General features: G+C 35.5%; 13 protein-coding genes. 5 read left to right on the top strand and 8 right to left on the bottom strand.

Annotated elements, in window-relative coordinates:
- Positions 1–57: 57 nt before the first annotated feature.
- Both ACYT6F_RS14090 and ACYT6F_RS14085 read right to left on the bottom strand, forming a co-directional pair.
- Complete coding sequence (locus ACYT6F_RS14090; protein WP_472598279.1) at positions 58–1,545, bottom strand: glycosyltransferase family protein; 1,488 nt, start codon at positions 1,543–1,545, stop codon at positions 58–60.
- An 89-nt stretch (positions 1,546–1,634) separates the two neighbouring features.
- Entirely contained in the window at positions 1,635–5,120 is a 3,486-nt protein-coding gene (locus ACYT6F_RS14085) for a glycosyltransferase family 117 protein (RefSeq protein ID WP_472598278.1), read from the bottom strand.
- A 222-nt stretch (positions 5,121–5,342) separates the two neighbouring features.
- Between ACYT6F_RS14085 and ACYT6F_RS14080 the strand changes: the two genes are divergently transcribed.
- The 3 genes from ACYT6F_RS14080 (at position 5,343) to ACYT6F_RS14070 (ending at position 10,038) form a co-directional block, all read left to right on the top strand.
- Positions 5,343–6,380, top strand: coding sequence for a PLP-dependent cysteine synthase family protein (locus ACYT6F_RS14080; RefSeq protein ID WP_169230658.1), 1,038 nt, complete (start codon positions 5,343–5,345; stop codon positions 6,378–6,380).
- Positions 6,381–6,452: 72 nt separating this feature from the next.
- Positions 6,453–7,727, top strand: a complete 1,275-nt coding sequence (locus ACYT6F_RS14075) for an aminotransferase class I/II-fold pyridoxal phosphate-dependent enzyme (RefSeq protein WP_472598277.1) — start codon at positions 6,453–6,455, stop codon at positions 7,725–7,727.
- 115 nt (positions 7,728–7,842) lie between these two features.
- Positions 7,843–10,038, top strand: a complete 2,196-nt coding sequence (locus tag ACYT6F_RS14070) for a B12-binding domain-containing radical SAM protein (protein WP_472598276.1) — start codon at positions 7,843–7,845, stop codon at positions 10,036–10,038.
- A 156-nt stretch (positions 10,039–10,194) separates the two neighbouring features.
- On the opposite strand, the gene ACYT6F_RS14065 is transcribed toward ACYT6F_RS14070, so the two are convergent.
- From ACYT6F_RS14065 to ACYT6F_RS14045, 5 genes are all read right to left on the bottom strand, one after another.
- The gene (locus tag ACYT6F_RS14065) at positions 10,195–11,016 is read right to left on the bottom strand and encodes a hypothetical protein (protein WP_472598275.1); all 822 of its coding nucleotides are present in this window, start codon (positions 11,014–11,016) and stop codon (positions 10,195–10,197) included.
- A gap of 80 nt (positions 11,017–11,096) precedes the next feature.
- Entirely contained in the window at positions 11,097–11,378 is a 282-nt protein-coding gene (locus ACYT6F_RS14060; protein WP_169230662.1) for a FoF1 ATP synthase subunit delta/epsilon, read from the bottom strand.
- A gap of 55 nt (positions 11,379–11,433) precedes the next feature.
- Entirely contained in the window at positions 11,434–12,942 is a 1,509-nt protein-coding gene (gene atpD / locus ACYT6F_RS14055) for a F0F1 ATP synthase subunit beta (RefSeq protein WP_169230663.1), read from the bottom strand.
- A 245-nt stretch (positions 12,943–13,187) separates the two neighbouring features.
- Entirely contained in the window at positions 13,188–13,775 is a 588-nt protein-coding gene (locus tag ACYT6F_RS14050; protein WP_472598274.1) for a hypothetical protein, read from the bottom strand.
- Positions 13,756–14,985 carry a hypothetical protein gene (locus tag ACYT6F_RS14045; RefSeq protein WP_472598273.1) on the bottom strand — a complete coding sequence of 410 codons (1,230 nt, stop codon included), beginning with the start codon at positions 14,983–14,985 and terminating at the stop codon, positions 13,756–13,758. Before ACYT6F_RS14045 ends, ACYT6F_RS14050 begins: the two co-directional genes overlap by 20 nt.
- Before the next feature lie 120 nt (positions 14,986–15,105).
- Here ACYT6F_RS14045 and ACYT6F_RS14040 point away from each other — a divergent pair, with 120 nt between their 5' ends.
- Entirely contained in the window at positions 15,106–15,420 is a 315-nt protein-coding gene (locus ACYT6F_RS14040; RefSeq protein WP_472598272.1) for a helix-turn-helix transcriptional regulator, read from the top strand.
- A gap of 11 nt (positions 15,421–15,431) precedes the next feature.
- Positions 15,432–16,352 (top strand): bifunctional riboflavin kinase/FAD synthetase, encoded by a 921-nt coding sequence (locus ACYT6F_RS14035; RefSeq protein WP_472598271.1) that lies wholly within the window; start codon positions 15,432–15,434, stop codon positions 16,350–16,352.
- Here the strand turns inward: ACYT6F_RS14035 and ACYT6F_RS14030 are convergent.
- Positions 16,342–16,695: an MmcQ/YjbR family DNA-binding protein gene (locus ACYT6F_RS14030; RefSeq protein ID WP_472598270.1), complete on the bottom strand. Its 354-nt coding sequence runs from the start codon at positions 16,693–16,695 to the stop codon at positions 16,342–16,344. The genes ACYT6F_RS14035 and ACYT6F_RS14030 overlap by 11 nt on opposite strands.
- Between the last annotated feature and the right edge of the window lie 113 nt (positions 16,696–16,808).

Genomic DNA, 16,808 nt, shown 5'->3' with positions numbered 1-16,808 from the left:
CAGAAGTTTACTTATCCAATTTTTTAGGCTAACTTAAAATTCTGTTATTCCGCCAAATTAATCAATTCTTTCATATAAATTGTAATCTGACCCCGAAGGTTTTAAAATATAAATCTTTTCTAAAATTTTGTAATTGCTTTTGAGATGGTCCTTTACCCGGAATTCTTTGATCAGTTTATAATGAAGTTTTAAATATTCTGCGTTTTCCGATTGAAATAAATCATCATAAGAAAGCAGATATTTCGGTTTCCTGCTTTTCACGGTATTCATCCAGAAATTCTTTTTATCTTTTCTGATTTCATCCTGAACTTTTTTATCGACCAACCCCACTTCATCAATTGTTTTCAATCCGGAAAAATAAGGAACATACCCTGCAGGCTCCAGAAAAATCCATTGATTTTTATCTTTTTCATAAGTGTTTAAAAACAGGCCTATTGTTCTCCTGTAGTTCCATTCTCCATTACCTGTTGCAATAGAATGAACCGTCTGGAAAGCCAGCATCGGAATAATATAAAACAATATTAATAATGACAGCCAAATATTTCTTTTTTGTTTCTGCTCAAGGACAAAAAGCAACACAGGAACAAAAAGCAGGATCTGCGGAACCCAGTAATACCAGTCGAAAAGACTTTTCTGGGAAAGAAAGATAATCTGCTTAACCCATCCGAAAATGAAAATAACCCACAGGAAAAAGTTTCTTTTTTCTTTTTGTCGGATTAAATAAATAAAACACATCCATTCAAAGATCAACAGTAAAACAGTCAACGGATTAAAGTCTCCCGGAAGCTTGAGCATTCCCCAGAAGTTACCGAAATTCTCTAAAAAATTATCAAAGTTTTGCTGGAAAGTATACTGTTTGTCGTAAGCCAATTTTTTAGCCGCAATGGTATTATTGACAATTTCTCCGAAATACAGCCAGTTGAAAACCAATACCCCAGCTACTCCTAAAATTCCTCCAAGAATATAGGTCCAGCGGATTTTTCTATTCCATAAAACATCTATGATGAAAACAATTCCCAGGAAAATTACCGTATCGATGCGGGTAAATAAAATAAGCAGCGGTAATACAACCTGAACCCACTTTTTATCCTTACTGAATCCATAATACAACAGGATCATTTCAAGAAAGAACAGAATCCCGTACTCCATCCCAAGAATGGAAATTTTGATAGCCGGCGGTAAAATACCTATTAAAAAGATAAATATTGCTTTATGCCACGCATTTTTTAACAGTAAATGGGATAAAAAAAGACTGCCCAGGGTGAACAGTACCGAATTGAAGATGAGCAAAGGCTCAACAAAATTTTCTTTTCCGAAAATCAGATTAAACAGATAGGAAACAAAAACGTACAAATGCGTTGTAGAAGCAGAAATTTTTTCAGAACCATTGAAGCCTATAACTCCGTAATCCATCAGATTCTGAGCGACTCTCCAGGTAATGAAAGCATCTTCCTGAATATAATGTGTTAATAGAAATAATAATTTAAAAATAACTGTACCGAAAACAGCATAAACCGGGATTCTATGATTTTTTATTTCTGCCATTGTGTTTCTTTAATATCGCAAATATAATCTTTTTAATCATTCGAATCCCACATAAAAAAAAACGGAACCGAAGTTCCGTTTTCATTATATTATTGTGCCGCTTTAATTATCGAGTTGGTAATCTGGCTTTCTTTCTCTTTCGAATAAGTAGAATCAAAAGGTTCCATAATATCAAATAAGTATTGGTAGAATGGCGTGATCTTCTGTACCTGCTCAGATTCATTCATCGCTTTTTCCTTGCCCATTTCTTTAAGATTTTCAATGAAGGTGTTGAACTTCTTATCAATCGGCTCAATGGATTTCACAAGATAATCGTACGCTTTATCTTTCTGGCCAAGTCTGGTATACGCATCTGTAACCGCCGAAATCACTAAAGAATATTCCATAGGTTTGGTTCTGATCTGTCTTCGCAGATAGCTTTGATCAGTTTTGCTGAGACTCATATAATAATCATACTCTTCAAAGATTCCTTTTTTCAGTACTTCTGCCAGCTTCAATCCTTTGCTTTCCTGACCTGAAACAATGTAACCGTACACCATTGAACTCAATGAACGGGGATCGTTGTACTTTTCGGCAGGAATTTCTCTGGATGCAAGATCAAGAAGTTCAAGCGCTTTTCCTTTTTGTCCCATTGTTGCCAGTGCTGCTGCCGCTCTGCTTGCCGAAGCTCTGTAGCTCATAATGTTGGAAGTTGCTGTTTCATCAAAGTGGGTATTGAGATCTTTAAAATTACCCCATCTGAAGTTTTTAACGACATTATATAAAGAATTGGCATCTACTCTTCCCAACTCACCGTCCGGCGTTTGCGGCGTATGAATAGGAATCAGCCTGTAACTGAATCCGTCAAACTGAAGATATTCATCCAGATAGAAAATATTCTCGCTGTCATAAATTCCTCCTGAAGAGAAATTGATAGGCCTTTTCCAGTCGAAATTAGCCAGAATATCAAGCATAATCAGGTTATTCTTGTATAATGTATTAGCCTTGTAGGTAATCATGATCTGGTCTACCGTATTCGGAAGGTCTGCAGCATTAATGATCCCTGCTTTTACGGCATTTGCTTTGTTTACAGGAAGAATGAATTTATTAACCGGTAAAATATTATATTTTTCATATTTCTCTTCACCGAAATACATTTTAAGAAGCTCATTCTTTGCAGGCGATGAATATTTAAGGAAGCTGATTGCTTCTTTCATTGTCATAGAATCCTGAACGAGATATTTTTTAAATTCTGCAAATTCCGTATCAGGTGCACCCTGTTCTTTCAGCATAGAGAAAACACCCTCCCAGTCTGCTTTTTTCATCATATAGATCTGGTCGTTGGATCCGTCTCTATAGTCGTCATGAGTTAAAACTCCGGGAACCGGCGCTGCATTATAGGTTCTTCTTTTGATCTGGTCGATATTCCACGGAGTAGACGCTAAAGTGAAATTAACCACCTTTACATCATCCCTGAATCTTTCCGTTTCCTGAATCGCCCAAACCGGATAGGTATCATTATCACCGTATACGAATAGAATATCTTCCTTCGGTAATGATTTTAATACAGAATATCCATAGTCGTATGAAGTATAACGATTGTGTCTGTTATGTACATTATAATTCTGGAATCCCATCATAAAAGGTACTCCAAGCAAAACTATTCCTGCCACCAGATTGGCTGCATTTGATTTGATTTTAGACTGCAGGAACCAAAGAATGGCTGCTGCCCCCAATCCTATCCAAATGGCAAAAACGTAGAATGAACCTACCATTGCGTAGTCTCTTTCTCTAGGCTCAAATGGTTTTACTCCGGTATAAAAAATAATTCCTAAACTCATCAGTACAAATATTGAAAGCATAGCATAGAATCTTCCGAAATCTTTATTAAGCTGGAAAAAGAATCCGATTAATCCTAAAAGCAATGGTAAAAAGAAGAATTTCACCGTACTTTCATTCTTGAACTTCGCAGGCATTTTGTCCTGGTTGGCTACTATATTATTATCAATAAAAGGAATTCCGGAGATCCAGTTACCCCGCGTACTTTCCATATTTCCTTCAAGATCGTTCTGACGTCCAACGAAGTTCCACATCAGATAACGAACAAAGTAATATGAGTTCTGGAATGTAATAAAATAATCTAAATTCTGCCCGAGAGATGGTTTCTGAACATTAATGAGATTATAAGGTCTTACCTTCAGGTAATCTGATGCGGTAATCGATTTATCTTCATATTTCTTTCTCAGTTCATCAAATATCTGCTTTGCCTCCGGGCTGTCTGCAATGTCTTCGTTTGAATAATTAAAGCTGAAATCCGGCGCTCCGTACATGGAAATGTAGTTCGCCATAACATCTTTATCTTCATTAAACATTCTCGGCATGAAACCGACATGTGCTTTATTGAATACATAATTGAATCGGTCCCCGGTTTTTCTGTACGTTCCGGTTTTTTCATCTTTTTCGTAGATCTCACCGGTTTTCTGGGTTTTGAAACTGCCGTCTTCATTTTTTTCAATTCCGTTCGCATCAAGATAAGCCGTATAGTTTTGTCCGTAAATGGTAGGCCAGTCACCATACTGCTCCCTGTTGTAGTAATCCAGCATTCCGATGGCATTGTCCGGATCATTAAGGTTCATCGGCGGATTAGCATTTGCCCTGATCGGAATAACCATCCAGCATGAAAAACCAATCATCATAAACACTACAGATAAAGCGATGGTCTGATATACATTTCTTTTCATCTTTCTGGTATAAGAAATCAGGAAATAGCATATCGCAATCATCAGAATAAATGCCACGATAGTCCCTGAGTGGAAAGGCAGCCCTAACCCGTTAACAAAGAAAATTTCAAGCTTCCCGAACATCGTCATGATGAAAGGGAAAATTCCTTTAAAAACAATTGCCAGGATCACAAGTGTAATAACATTTGCCCAGATAAAATTTTTCCAGGTAAATGTGTATTTTCTTGCATAATATATAAAACATACTGCAGGTATTGCCAGCATACACATCATGTGCACCCCTACAGAAAGTCCGAGAATAAAGAAAATTAAGATAATCCACCGTTCATTGTCAGGCATTTGGTATTCGTTTTCCCATTTGGTAATTAACCAGACTAAGAGTGCAATAAACATTGATGCCATTGAATATACTTCTCCTTCTACCGCAGAAAACCAGAAGGTATCTGAGAAGGTAAAGCACAGAGCACCGACAACGCCGGCAAAAAGAATGGAAATTTCCTGATGCTTCGTAATGTCGTTAAAATCCTTATTTAAAAGCCTTCTGACCAAATGGGTAATGGTCCAGAATAAAAACAGGATTGTAAACGCACTGAACAATGCAGACATTGCATTGATGACGATAGAATAATTTTCGCCTTTCCCCAGCGCAAACATGGCCGCCACAGCGCCAATAATCTGGAATAAAGCCGCTCCCGGAGCGTGCGTTACTTCAAGTTTTACCGCAGAGGAAATATACTCGCCACAATCCCAAAAACTGAAATTGGGTTCTATAGTGGACAAGTATGTAATAAATGAAATGACGAAAACCACCCATCCGAGAACGGTGTTCCATCGCCTGAAAGTCCAATTTTTCATAGTATTAAATCAATTACGCGAAAATAAGGCTTTTCTATGATTTTAGGCGGTTTTTAACAAAATTTAAAGAATTTGGCTCGTTTTTTGAAAAGTTTCACCGTTGGATGATGATACAATTTTTTTTTTATCTATTTTAGAGGGTAGAAATCAAAACAAAAGTTTAGAAATAAATTTATTTTTTTGTATTTTTGCCGACAGATTTTTATTGAAAAATAACAAATAATGAGTAATGTTTACGATAATATACTTGGCCTAATAGGAAATACTCCTATGGTGAAGCTTAACACTGTGACGAAAGAAATTCCTGCAACTGTTTATGCCAAGTTAGAATCATATAATCCTGGACATTCCACAAAAGATAGAATCGCACTTCATATTATAGAAAACGCTGAGAAAAAAGGTTTATTAAAAGAAGATTCCGTAGTTGTAGAAACTACATCAGGAAATACAGGATTCTCAATTGCTATGGTTTGCATTATTAAAGGATATAAATGTATTCTTGCGGTAAGTGATAAAACAAAGCCTGAGAAAATTGCCTATCTGAAGGCATTGGGAGCTACCGTCTATATCTGCCCGGCAAATGTTCCTGCAGATGATCCCAGATCATACTATGAAGTTGCTAAAAGAATAGCTTCAGAAACTCCAAATTCAGTGTATATCAATCAATATTTCAACGAGCTGAATATTGATGCCCATTATCAGACTACAGGTCCTGAAATCTGGGAACAGACACAGGGTAAAGTGACCCATCTTTTTGCGTGTACAGGAACCGGCGGAACATTGTCCGGATCAGCAAAATTTTTAAAAGAGAAAAATCCTGATATCAAAATCATTGGGGTTGATGCAGACGGATCTATTTTAAAAAGTTATCACGAAACAGGAGAAATCCATAAAGAAGATGTTCATCCTTACCAGATTGAAGGTATGGGAAAAAACTTAATCCCATCTGCCCTTCTTTTTGATAAAGTAGATGAATTCGTAAGGGTAAACGACGAAATGTCAGCTTACAGAACCCGTGAAATCGCTTTGAAAGAAGCTATTATGGGAGGATATACTACCGGAGCGGTTACACAGGCATTGATACAATATGCCCAATCTCACGAATTTACGGAAAACGATATTGTTGTGCTGATCTATCCTGATCACGGCTCCAGATACATCACCAAAGTGTACAGTGATAAATGGATGGCCGAACAGGGTTTTGTAAACAACTGTGTTCACAACTACGATGAAGTTTTCAAAACAGAATTTATTAAATAAGGATAAAAAAATTAATACAAATCAAGCCTTTTTGTAACTACAAAAGGCTTTTTTACTTAAAATATTAATAAAATGTTGGATATTTTTGATAGAATAAAAGAAAATCCAGGACCTCTTGGACAATTTGCAGATTATGCTGAAGGCTATTTCATTTTCCCTAAATTAGAAGGGCCAATTGGTCCCAGAATGCAGTTTCAGGGAAGAGAAGTTATTTTCTGGAGTGCTAACGACTACTTAGGGATGTGCAACCACCCGGAAGTTTTGGAAGCTGATGCAAAAGCAGCGGCAGAATTCGGAATGTTCTACCCGATGGGCGCAAGAGCAATGTCCGGTGAGACCGAGCAGCACCTGCAATTGGAAAGAGAACTGGCTGATTTTGTTCAGAAAGAATCTGCCTATTTATTAAACTTCGGGTACCAGGGTATGGTATCTACCATAGATGCTTTGGTTGGAAGAAATGATGTGATCGTTTATGATGTTGATTCTCACGCATGTATCGTAGATGGAGTTAGACTTCATTCCGGAAAACGATTTACTTACAGACACAATGATATTTCAAGTCTTGAAAAAAACCTTGAAAGAGCGACTAAAGTAGCCGAAGAAACCGGAGGCGGTATTCTTGTAATTACTGAAGGAGTTTTCGGGATGAGAGGACAGCAAGGTAAATTAAAAGAAATCTGTGAATTAAAATCAAAATATAAATTCAGACTACTTGTTGATGATGCACACGGATTCGGAACGTTGGGTGAAACCGGGGCCGGGGCTGGTGAAGAGCAGGGATGCCAGGATCAGATTGATGTATACTTCTCTACTTTTGCCAAATCAATGGCTGGTTTCGGAGCGTTTATCGCCGGTGATAAAGAGATCATCCGATACCTGAAATTTAATTTAAGATCTCAGATTTTTGCTAAATCTTTAACAATGCCAATGGTAATCGGAGGTTTAAAAAGACTTGAGCTTTTAAGAACCAGACCGGAAATAAAAGCAAAACTTTGGGAGAATACCCGCAAGCTGCAAAACGGATTAAAAGAAAAAGGTTTCAATATTGGTGATACCAATACCTGCGTAACTCCGGTAATGATGCAGGGAACTCCGGTAGAGGCTACCCTCTTAGTGAAAGACTTGAGAGAAAACTACGGAATCTTCACATCTGTAGTGGTTTATCCTGTAATACCTAAAGGAATGATTCTGCTAAGATTAATTCCTACCGCATCGCATACCGATTCTGAAATTACCGAAACACTTGCTGCTTTTGAAGCTATACATGATAAGCTTATAGGCGGTCACTATAAAGATCAGGAGCAAAAACTGCTTGCCGAACAAGGTTTAAGTTTTAAAGAAATTTAATCTGAGTACAAAAAATAAATTAAAACCACTGATCAAATTCAGTGGTTTTGTTTTAAAAAAATATCACAAATTTTCAGAATCTGAATATTTAAAATAACTTTGCAAAAATTTTCTCTTGAAAGATCTGCTTCTTATCACTCCGCCTTTTACACAGCTTAATACCCCTTATCCTGCTACTGCCTACATTAAAGGTTTTTTGAATACAAAAAATATTTCAAGTCATCAGGTCGATTTAGGAATTGAAGTTATTCTGGAATTATTTTCAAAAGAAGGCATCAGAAAAATTTTTGAAAAGAAAATCGACATTTTTCAGGTTTCAGAAAATTCACAGAGAATCTTTACTTTAAAGGAGGAATATATTAAAACGATCGGCCAGGTTATTTCTTTTCTCCAAGGTAAAACCCCTACGCTCGCCAGACAGATCTGCTCAATGAATTTCCTTCCGGAAGCTTCAAGATTCAACCACCTTAATGATATGGAATTTGCTTTCGGAAACATGGGACTGCAGGATAAGGCTAAACACTTGGCAACCTTATATTTAGAAGACCTTTCAGATTATATTGTAGAAAATATAGATTCCGATTTTGGTTTCAGCAGATATGCTGAACGTTTAGGGAAAAGTGCCAATTCGTTTAATGACCTTTATGCAAAAATTATTGGAAATCAGACATTTATTGATGATATCACTTTAAAAATTCTCAACGAAAAATTAGAAACTGTTCAGCCAAAATTGGTTTGCTTTTCGGTTCCATTTCCCGGTAACTTATATTCTGCATTCCGGTGCGCTAAACTTATTAAAGAAAATTATCCGCACATCAAAACGGCGATGGGTGGCGGTTTTCCGAATACCGAACTTAGAGAAGTTAAGGATCAAAGGGTTTTTGAATTCTTTGATTTCATTACATTGGATGACGGAGAACTTCCGATCGAACTGCTTTATGAAAATATTTGTCATTCTGAACAAAGTGAAGAATCTCAGTTCAAGAGAACTTTTTTAATTGAAAATGAAAAAGTTATCTATAAAAATAATTCTTTAAGACACGATTACAAGCAGGCTGACATTGGGACTCCCGATTACTCAGATTTATTGCTGGATAAATATATTTCGGTGATTGAAATTGCCAATCCGATGCACAGTTTATGGAGTGACGGGAGATGGAATAAGCTTACCATGGCTCACGGATGCTATTGGGGAAAATGTACTTTTTGTGATATTTCTTTAGATTACATAAAAATTTACGAACCTATTTCAGCCAAAATTTTGGTTGACCGAATGGAAGAATTGATCCGGACAACCGGGGAAACGGGATTTCATTTTGTAGATGAAGCCGCGCCACCGGCCTTGATGAGAGAGGTTGCTTTGGAAATTTTGCGGAGAAATCTTGTGGTAACCTGGTGGACGAATATCCGTTTTGAAAAAAGCTTCACCCGGGATTTATGTTTTCTTCTAAAACTTTCAGGTTGCGTTGCGGTTTCGGGAGGTCTTGAGGTAGCGAGTGATCGGCTATTAAAATTAATTGACAAAGGGATTTCTGTGGAACAGGTTGCTAAGGTAACCAGAAATTTTACGGAAGCGGGAATCATGATTCATGCTTATCTTATGTATGGCTATGCGACGCAGACTGTTCAGGAAACGGTGGACTCTTTGGAAATGGTTCGTCAGCTTTTTGAGATGGGAATTTTGCAAAGCGGATTTTGGCATCAGTTTGCAATGACGGCCCACTCACCTGTCGGATTAAATCCTGAAGAATTTGGAGTCACACCGATTAAGCAGGAAATCCTTTTTGCGAATAACGATGTTGATTTTACAGACAGGACAGGAATTGATCACGGAAAATTTAGCTTTGGTCTGAAAAAATCACTTTTCAATTATATGCACGGAATTAATTTTGAACTTCCTCTGCAGGAATGGTTTGATTTTAAAATTCCGGGAACAACCGTTCATCCTGATTATATTCATGATGCGCTGCTCGAAAATGATGATTTTACTTTTAAAGGAAATTCAAAAATCATTTTTTTAGCTAAAAACGTAATCGCTGAGAATCGCGTAAAAATTAAAAAGAAATATAATTATACGTATACGAAAATTACAGTGCACTTAAAAACAAATGTTGTAAGTGTAGAAATAGATCAGCAACATGGTGAATGGCTGATGAAAATGTTTGATGAATATCCCGTTGAAAATTTGAAAAAACCTACACTTCAGCAACTTAAGGTTAATTTTGAAGAAAATTTCGATAATTTTGAACTGTTCTGGTTTTCAAAACCGATACAGCAATTAAAAGAAAACGGAGTAATTTTGAGTCTGTAGATTGATATTTTAAAAACAAAAATAAAAATTGAACGTGTATTATTTTTTATAAATCCTGATTTTATACATAATTTTCAAGATTTGGCTAAAGCCGACGAAATTTCCTAAAATAAAAAACGGGCTAAAGCCCGTTCCTATTGCTATATTATTTTTTAATTATTTCTGAACACCATCTTTTGTAACCTCACCTACAATTACTTTTTCCTGGATTTTGATAAAATTAGGATCCAGAATTGCCATTCTTTCTGCAATGGCTTTATAAGTCGGGAATTTCAGAATAGATGCACGGCCGGACATTTCCCTGTATAAGGTAAATGTTTTTCCACCGGCTGTTTTTATCTGTTTAGTAGTGGTAATATATTTTCCGATGTACTTACTGTTGGCATCATATATTTCGATATCTACAAAAGTTTTATCAGTAATCGTATCTTCAGAACCAAAACTAATGGGAAGATTGGTAAAATAACCTACTGGTTTTCCGTTACTTAATATCTCACCAACAGTATTGACGGTTATATTTAGTTTGTCAATTTTATTTCTGATGGTATATGCATCCTTTGTTTTATTATCCAGTTTTCTTTTCGGATTGTTTTTGAAGAGTTCATCAAGATTTTTTATATTAATTCCTCTTTCGTCAATAATTTTCAGGCTTTTTACACAGGTATAGGCTGCAGATTTTTCTTCACCCGAAAACGCTGAAGGTGAAATATAATCCAGTTCGATCGTTTTATCTTTATTGTAAACTCTGTTAATTTTTATATAACTATCTCTTACTGAATCCACTATACTTTTGTCTACAAATTCCACGGTATAAATCGGCGTTTCTTTAAGATCCATGAAAGTATATAAATTGGATTTGTTTGAGACTTTTGCTACGTGTACTCCCTCAAGAGTTACAATTCCTCTTTTAATTTTTACCGTTTGAGCATGAAGCAAAAAACCCAGAATTGTAAACATGATAATCAAATTCTTCTTCATAAAACCAGATTTTTACATAACATAAAAAAAGTGTAACCAAAGTTACACTTTCTTGAAAATATATTTAGCTTTTCATTTAATTATTCACAAAGGATAATTCCTTTATTATGATTAAATTCTACAACACCGCTTTTGATAGGATAAGAAAAAACAGAATCTTTTTCATTTTCTTTAGTAAAATATTTTGTATAGGCCTCATCGACAGATTTGGTATACAATTTTACTTTACCACCGATCAGAGAAGAAACAACTCCTGCGTGATTTTTCATGATGTGGAATTCACCATTTTTTCCAGGCAGCAATACCGAGTCTACCTCTCCTTCAAAAACTACGTATTCTGGTGTTAAAATTTTTATATTCATTGTAATTGCTTTTGGCTTTTGGCTAATAACTACTGGCTATCAGCAATTAGCATTATTATGCGTTATCAGCTAACATTTTTTGTCCTGCCTCGATCGCCTCTTCGATAGTCCCTTTCAGGTTGAAAGCAGCTTCCGGTAAGTGATCCAATTCACCATCGATAATCATATTGAATCCTTTGATGGTATCTTTAATATCTACCAAAGATCCAGGAATACCTGTAAACTGTTCTGCTACGTGGAAAGGCTGAGACAAGAATCTCTGAACTTTTCTTGCACGGTAAACAACAGATTTATCTTCTTCAGAAAGTTCTTCCATCCCTAAGATCGCGATGATATCCTGAAGCGCTTTATATCTCTGAAGAATTTCTTTTACTCTCTGAGCACAGTTATAATGTTCTTCACCGATAACTTCCGGAGCAAGGATTCTTGAAGTAGAAGCCAATGGATCTACCGCTGGATAAATACCTAAAGAAGCAATTTTTCTATCTAATACCGTTGTTGCATCCAAGTGGGCAAATGTAGTTGCCGGAGCCGGGTCAGTTAAGTCATCCGCAGGTACGTAAACCGCCTGTACTGAAGTAATGGAACCATTTTTAGTGGAAGTAATTCTCTCCTGCATCGCCCCCATCTCAGAAGCAAGTGTCGGTTGGTAACCTACCGCAGATGGCATACGACCAAGAAGTGCAGATACCTCAGAACCAGCCTGTGTAAAACGGAAGATGTTGTCTACGAAGAAAAGTACGTCTCTACCTTGTCCGCTTTCTCCACCGTCTCTGTAATATTCAGCTAATGTAAGACCGGAAAGTGCTACTCTCGCTCTTGCACCAGGTGGCTCGTTCATCTGTCCGAAAACGAATGCTGCTTTAGATTCTTTCATAGCTTCCAAATCTACTTTAGAAAGATCCCAACCTCCGTTTTCCATAGAGTGCATGAAATCTTCACCATACTTGATGATTCCTGATTCCAACATCTCTCTCAAAAGGTCATTTCCTTCTCTCGTTCTTTCACCTACTCCGGCGAAAACTGAAAGACCACCGTGTCCTTTTGCAATATTATTAATCAACTCCTGGATCAATACGGTTTTACCTACACCGGCACCACCGAACAAACCGATTTTCCCCCCTTTTGCATAAGGCTCGATAAGGTCGATTACTTTGATACCTGTAAATAAAACTTCAGCAGAAGTTGAAAGTTGATCAAATTTTGGAGCTTCTCTGTGGATTGGAAGTCCTCCATCCTTAGAAATATTCTGAAGCCCGTCGATAGCATCACCAACAACGTTGAAAAGTCTTCCGTTTACAGCCTCACCGATTGGCATTGTAATAGGATTTCCGTATCCGATTACATCCTGCCCTCTTTTAAGACCATCAGTAGCGTCCATTGCGATACATCTTACTGTATCTTCTCCAATATGCTGTTCTACCTCTAAAACTACTTTTTCACCGTTATCCTTTGTAATTTCTAACGCGTCGTAAATGCTTGGAACTGCTTCCACATCAGTAAAGACAACGTCGATTACCGGACCAATAATTTGAGAAATTTTACCTTTAATTTGGTTTGCCATTGCTAAATTTTTTCTTGGTGCAAATATAATGATTCTTACTTAACCCGCAATTGGTAAAAAACAGATTTTTATCATACTTTTTTATAAGTCTAACAATCTATCAATTTAGCAATATAACAATAATCACAGATTAAAATATTGGTAAATTGCTAAATTAATACATTGTTACATTATTCCTATAATTGCAGTCAATTTTTTTTCATTTTTGAAAGTTTTCAGGAACTTTAATTTAGCGATTTATAAATTTAATTTATAAAATAGGTTAATCCTATTCTGTAAACATTTCTTTTAGAATCATAGAAGCCTAAAATATTATCATCAAATTGCTCAACAAAAGCTTTAGAAAAATACCCCTCTAATAAGAAATTTTTAAAAATTTGGTAATCAATACCAAAATTAAGAGAAAAACCAACTCTTCTTTTGAAATATACAAATTGATTATTTTGTTCGTCAGGAATAAATTCTATTTTGGGTCCTGCTAACAGTGAAAACCTACGATAAAAATTATATTTATAAAATATTGGAAGTTCTACAAAAGTAATTGCATCTGTATATGAAATAAGTAAACCAGATTGTAAATAAGATTTCTGAGTAATTTGTTTTTCTAAAGCAAACCCTCCATATAGTTCATCTATAATACCACTGATATAGCCTGAAGGTTGTCCAATTTCATCTACGGCATTTACTACCGAATAATTCCATCCAACCTTTACTCCGTACTTTAGTGGATATTTTTGTGAATAAATAAATATTGTCATAAGCAAAAATAAAATATTGAGGATTTTACCCTCAATATTTATATTACTTTTATATCTAGAATATGTCATTTTCATATGTATTTCCTTCTTGCTTGTGAACACTAAAAAGTAAATTTTGTTGAGTAGAGCGATTTCCACTTATATAGCCCCTCTGCTTTACCTTTTTTCTTTTTTTAGTTGTAAGCTCATTGGGAGCATTATCATTTTGGGGATTCGAACATTGTGTATCAACAGTTTTTCCAGTAAAGCCTGTTGAGATAGTTGCTTTATACTTTTTCCATCTTCCTTTTTCCTTTTTATAAGATTTTGTAAATGTCTTAATTAAAGTATTATCTACAATCAATGGGTGCGCTAAAAAACCAGTTTCTTTAAATTTATGTTTCCATTTTATCCTTCTATCAGGACTGAATAGATGTTCTCCTTTATCCTTTACGTAATTTTTGCAAGAACCTGAATTTGATGATGTAGAAGGAACAGTTGTCACCACCTTAACTACTGGTTGTTTATAATTATCCAATACACCGTTTACTTGCGAAGGTGTCGCTCCATTTATATTGATAGGCTGTACGGTAGGGTTTGTTATATTATTTAAAGCTGTCAGTATTGTTGTCGCACTTCCTATATCTACAATTGGAAAACTTATATACCCCCAATCATATCTTTTATATAAAGTATAGCCATCTCTGCAATTTCCTACAATAAACTCAGACCCTATGCTTAGTAATGCTCTTTCTGTTTCGTCATCTACATAATAATTATCGGGATCTGCATCTAAATTCCAGGCACCATCTCCTTGTTGATCAAGCCAATTATCTTCTAAAGGTATTAAAAAGCTTCTTAGAGAACAGAATTCAAGCTCTTTTTCAAAATCAGTTAAAGGTTGGTCTTCATCGAAGCCAATAGCATCCGCATAATTATCAGCCTCTTCATCTGTCATATTAGCAGTTTGTTGATCAAATGCATCATTATGTTGTTCTATAAGCTCATCTAATTTCTCAATAGCATTTTCATACTCTTGTAATGTTGGAAAAATAAGAATATTATTGTCGCAATTTGTAGATATACCGTTATCAACATAAGTGGCTTTTACACCCGGTAGTATACTACTTTCTTGAGCTGCTTCAAAATACTCGCATGGAGAATCTTTAACATTCATATTTCTTGCCATATTCTTTTTAGAATCTGAAGAATTAGCATTTTCGAACTCTCTGTCTTGGGAACATGAATTTAGTAATGAGATTGCTATAAAACCCATTACTGTAAAAAACAAACTTGTTTTCTTCATAAATTGTGGTTTTTAAATTAACAGTGCAAAAATATATACCTTGCGAAATAATCATCTACAATTTCTTTCACAAGTATGTGTAAGTTCTTTCACAAATTCTTATTTTTGCCAAAAACAAAAATGAGCATAGGAAACACTCTTAGGAAATTAAGAACGAAAAAAAATTATTCACAACAAGATGTAGCTGATTTTTTAGAAGTAGACAGAAGGACATATGTAAATTGGGAAAATGGTGAGAATGATATAAAATCTGATTTTATCCCGAAAATTGCTTCTTTCTTTGGTGTTGAGATTAAAGATTTATTTAGCGAAGAAAAAACAAATACTGATATACAAATTAATGAGAACAAAGACAATAGCATAGTCCTTATCGTACCAGATAAAGAAAGTGTAAACAAATTAGTACAAGTACTTAAAAGTAATATCCAAAAATAGTTTTATTTCATTTGAAAGTTTTCAGGAATTTTAACGGTTATACTTCTCAGAAGCCTTTAGCATTATCTTTAGGGATGTTCGACGGGGTGCATCTCGGGCATAAAAGTATTATTGATGAATTAATAAAGGTGGGTTCCGAGAATAATCTTGAAACTGCAGTCCTTACATTCTGGCCTCATCCGAGATTTGTTTTTAACCCAAACGAAGATTTAAAGCTTCTCAATACGCTGGAAGAGAAAAAATCTTTATTGGATAAATATGGCATCAATACTTTATTTTTAAAAGAGTTTGATGAAGAATTCAGAAATCTTACCGGCGAAGAATTTGTGAGGCAGATTTTAGTGGACAAACTCAATATCAAATATCTGATTATCGGTTACGATCATTCTTTCGGAAAAAACAAAAGCGGAAATTTTGAATTGCTGCAAAAACTTTCCAAAGAGCTGGATTTTGAGGTTGAACAGATGGAAGCCATCAACATCCATGAAAACAATATCAGCTCTACCAAGGTCCGCAATGCTCTTTTAGCAGGAAATATAAAGGAAGCCAACGAAATGTTGGGATACTCTTATCCTGTTTCCGGAACGGTAGTGCACGGTAAAAAAATAGGAAGAACAATCGGATATCCAACTGCCAATATTGAAACAGATTCTGTAAAACTTTTGCCTAAGAAAGGGGCATATATTGTAGAAGTTTTTGTTAAAAATCATCAATACAAAGGAATGCTGAGTATCGGAACCAATCCTACTGTAAACGGAGAAAAGCTTACCGTTGAAGTGTACATCCTTGATTTTGACGGAGATATTTATAACGAAGAAATCACGGTGAAATTCCGGGATTTTCTGCATGATGAAATTAAGTTTGAAGGGCTGGAAAAACTGATTGAAAAACTGGATGAAGACAAAAGATTAACTGAAGAATTTAACTTTTAAGAATTTCCTCTTTTATTTTTTTTGTCAGAGAGCCGAACACAAGATCATAAGAATGATCAATCATTTCTAAAATAAGCTCCTGTTTCAAACCGTCTGTCTGAACCGAATTCCAGTGGGTTTTGTTCATATGATATGCACCTGTGATCTGAGGATATCTCTCACGAAGCTCTTCGCTCCACTCAGGATCAGTTTTTACCGTGATTTGCAGCGGCTGTCTTTCTAAAGACATTAAAAGAAACATTTTCCCGCCAACCTTCAGCACAAGGGTTTCGTTATCAAAGGGAAAACCCTCTGTAACGCCTTTTTTAGCGATGCAATAATCTAAAATTTCGTTGGCATCCATAGTTTTTTATGAGTAATAAGTAATTGGTAATGAGTAATTTTTTATTACGATTAATGATAATCTATTTAAAGCATCTTTTATCTTTTATCTTTTATCTTTTTTCTTTTTTCTTT

Source organism: Chryseobacterium sp. NG-CE01 (assembly GCF_055695505.1).
Note: the sequence above shows the minus strand (reverse complement) of the source record. Positions and strands in the feature narration are given on the sequence as shown.